4 protein-coding genes and 1 pseudogene are annotated in these 3,300 nt (G+C 61.3%); 3 read left to right on the plus strand and 2 right to left on the minus strand.

Annotation, left to right across the window (positions count from 1 at the left end):
• A pseudogene (locus tag ABI_RS16520) lies at window positions 1-151 on the minus strand (acetyl-CoA carboxylase biotin carboxyl carrier protein); the annotation flags it as partial.
• A 35-nt stretch (window positions 152-186) separates the two neighbouring features.
• Window positions 187-627 carry a type II 3-dehydroquinate dehydratase gene (gene aroQ / locus ABI_RS16525; RefSeq protein ID WP_006274189.1) on the minus strand — a complete coding sequence of 147 codons (441 nt, stop codon included), beginning with the start codon at window positions 625-627 and terminating at the stop codon, window positions 187-189.
• 113 nt (window positions 628-740) lie between these two features.
• On the opposite strand from aroQ, the gene thiS reads away from it, so the two are divergent.
• The 3 genes from thiS to ABI_RS25750 form a co-directional block, all read left to right on the plus strand.
• The gene (thiS, locus tag ABI_RS16530; RefSeq protein ID WP_211211194.1) at window positions 741-941 is read left to right on the plus strand and encodes a sulfur carrier protein ThiS; all 201 of its coding nucleotides are present in this window, start codon (window positions 741-743) and stop codon (window positions 939-941) included.
• Window positions 941-1,744, plus strand: coding sequence for a thiazole synthase (locus ABI_RS16535; protein WP_040309530.1), 804 nt, complete (start codon window positions 941-943; stop codon window positions 1,742-1,744). Before thiS ends, ABI_RS16535 begins: the two co-directional genes overlap by 1 nt.
• A 155-nt stretch (window positions 1,745-1,899) precedes the next feature.
• Window positions 1,900-3,300: tetratricopeptide repeat protein (locus tag ABI_RS25750; protein WP_169313745.1), on the plus strand; the 1,401-nt coding region annotated here is incomplete at its 3' end.

Below are 3,300 nucleotides of genomic sequence, written 5' to 3' on the forward strand. Positions count from 1 at the left end.
CCGGGGCGGCCATCAGCTGACGCGCGACACGTATCTTGAGGTCGCCCTGTTCGACTTCGATCTCCGTCAGTTCAGTTTCCTTCAGGATGTCGGCGAGTTTGCGGACCAGCTTCGGATCGATCGGGTCAACGGAGGGTTTTGCGGTCGTCATGTAGGAACCTTGATTGGGGCCTGAGCGTTACGGAATCAGGCTTTGAGCATGGCGAGAACGGCCTGGACGGCCAGTTCATAACCAATGGGACCAAATCCTGCAATAATCCCTTTGGCAGCCAATGACACATAAGAGTGATGGCGGAAGGGTTCGCGGGTCTGGGGGTTGGAGAGGTGGCACTCGATCACCGGGATCGACAGCGCTTTGAGCGCGTCGAGCAGGGCGACGGAGGTGTGTCCGTAGCCAGCCGGATTGATGATGAGGGCGCAGGCGGATTCACGGGCTTCGTGGATCCAGTCGATCAGTTCGCCTTCATGATTCGACTGGCGGAAGACAAGGTCGGTGCCCGTGCCCGTCAGGCGGGTACGGCAGCGCGATTCGATGTCGGCCAGGGTATCGTAGCCATAAATTTCCGGCTCGCGGACCCCAAGGAGGTTGAGATTGGGGCCGTTGAGGACATATATGGGTTTGGACATGAACCTGCTTGAGGGCAGTTGGCGAAAGCGGGACTTGTAGCGCGGAGATTTCCGGCTCACAAGCGCAAGACACGCGGATGGTTACGCATTTGCACAAAAATGGCGCAAAAATGGTGAAAATTCTGTTGAATGGTGAAACGCGGGAGGTTACGGCGGGCAATCTGGCAGCCCTGATCGATGAGATCGGCCTGGACGGGCGCAAGGTGGCCGTGGAACGCAATCTCGAAATCGTTCCGCGTTCGACCTATTTGGCGACCGAGCTCGAAGACGGCGATCGGCTGGAGATCGTGCATTTTGTAGGTGGTGGCAACTGATGGCGGACACGGCAGTGATTCAAAGCGAAGCGGGGGCTGAGACCTGGACCGTTGCGGGGCGCACCTTCAACTCGCGCCTGATTGTCGGCACGGGCAAGTACAAGGACTATGCCCAGAACGCCGCCGCGGCCGAGGCTTCCGGCGCCGAGATCGTTACTGTGGCGGTCCGCCGGGTTAATATCTCCGACCCAAGCCAGCCGATGCTGATGGACTTTGTCCGACCGGACCGTTTCACATACCTGCCCAATACGGCGGGCTGTTTTACCGGTGAGGACGCTGTGCGCACCTTGCGGCTGGCGCGCGAAGCCGGCGGTTGGGATCTCGTCAAGCTGGAGGTCCTGTCTGACCCCAAGACGCTTTATCCGGACATGGAAGAAACCCTGCGGTCGCTGAAGCTGCTGGTCAAGGACGGTTTCCAGGTCATGGTCTACTGCTCGGACGATCCGGTCTATGCCCGCAAGCTGGAAGAGGCGGGGGCGGTGGCCATCATGCCTCTGGCGGCCCCGATCGGTTCGGGCCTGGGCGTACAGAACCCGGTGACCCTGCGTATCATCATCGAAAACGCCAAGGTGCCGGTTCTGGTCGATGCCGGGGTGGGCACGGCTTCGGACGCGGCCGTTGCGATGGAATTGGGTTGCGACGCGGTGCTGATGAACACGGCGATCGCCGAGGCGAAGGATCCGATCCGTATGGCGCGCGCCATGAAGCACGCTGTGATTGCCGGACGGGAAGCCTATTTGGCTGGTCGGATGCAGCGCAAGCTGTACGCCGATCCGTCGTCGCCCCTGGGCGGACTGATTTAAGCGAATTTAACCCGTTGAGGCTATGACTGAGTCCTGAGGGTGCGCGGAACGACGCCCCACCGGGAAATCAGAAAGTCATGGCACCGACGCGTAAAACGTCTTCGCTCTTTAAAACCAAAAACGACGCCCGGCGTGGCCCTGATCAGCGCCGTTTGGTGAGCCTCGGCCTGCGCTGGGAAGTGGCCTTCCAACTTCGCCTGCACTCGGGCGATAGCACGGCCCAGGTGTTCGACTGGATGGCGTTGCCGGCCCAGGGTTTGATCGAGATTTTGCGCAAGGATTTTGATGTCTTTGCGCCGGAACAGCTTTATCTGGTCGATACGGCCAACGGGCAACTGGTCGCTGACCGCGGCACCGGCGTGCGCTTCCACCACAGTTTCGAGCATCCCGCTCACTACCTGGCGGACTATGCCGGCTTTATCGCGCGCTTTCGTCACCTGGCGGAGCGCTTCCGCCAGCAAGCCAAGACGGAAGCCATCACCTATGTCCGCCGCGATATGAGCGAAGCCCAGGCGCTTGATCTGGAAAAGGCCTATTTCGAGCGTTATCCCAACACCGATGTCCGGTTTCTCTATCTGAATGACCGCATCGCACCGTTTTCGACGGCCCACGGTCAAGGCGTGTTCTTCGCGCCCGAAAGTCATTTTGGCGATGCCGCCGCCTGGGCCGAGATATTGACGGAAGAAAAGCTGATCGGTGAGCCCTACAGGTTGGCCCCGATCGATATCCTGGCCCATGAGCCTGAGGGGCGCAGCCTGATGCGCCTGAGAGGCCTGACCGCCGAGCAACTGGAAACGGCCATGGAGTCGAATCCGGACAATCCCGGCTTCCCCTATGAGCTGGCCAGGCAATATCGCCTGCAGGGACTGATGGTCGAGGCTGAGGCAGCCATCGCTCTGGCCTTGCGCAAATCCCCCGACCATCCCGCCATGCGACGTGAAGGCCTGGCCATCCGCCGCGCGGCGAACCGGATGAGTGAACGCGCCTATGCGGACGCCCTGCTGGAAATGGGCGCACAGGACGACGCTGAGGCAACCATGATGGCGGCTGACGCCCTGGCGGCCATCCAGGAATATGAGGCGGCCGCGCAGGCCTATGGCCGCTATCTGTCGCTTCATCCCATGGACGCGGGTGCCTGTTACGGCAAGGCGGCTTGCCTGCGGCGTTTGAACCGCTTCTCAGAAGCCGAAATGGCGATAACCCTTTGTCTGCAACTGGCTCCGGACATGGCGCGGGCGCACGTTCTTCGGTCGCAGATTTTGCTGGCCCTGAGCCGGCACTGGGATTCGATCGCGGCCGCCCAGCGCGCCTGCAAGAGCGATCCGTCACCGCGTGGCCTGTACAATCTGGCGGCGGTCTATGAATCGCTGGAGCAGATGGAGAAGGCGGTCGAGGTCTATGAGGAGATCGAACGCCTCGGGACCCACGTCAATGTCAAGGCTGTGGAAAAGCTGCGGGCGTTGCGCGGCGAGCCATTACAGGCCGCCAACCAAGAGCCGCTGGAGCTGTCCAAGCCGGCGACACGGTCGTGGGGCAAGCGCGTGTTCGGCGCGCGC

It is taken from the genome of Asticcacaulis biprosthecium C19, assembly GCF_000204015.1.
Classification (GTDB): Bacteria; Pseudomonadota; Alphaproteobacteria; order Caulobacterales; family Caulobacteraceae; genus Asticcacaulis; species Asticcacaulis biprosthecius.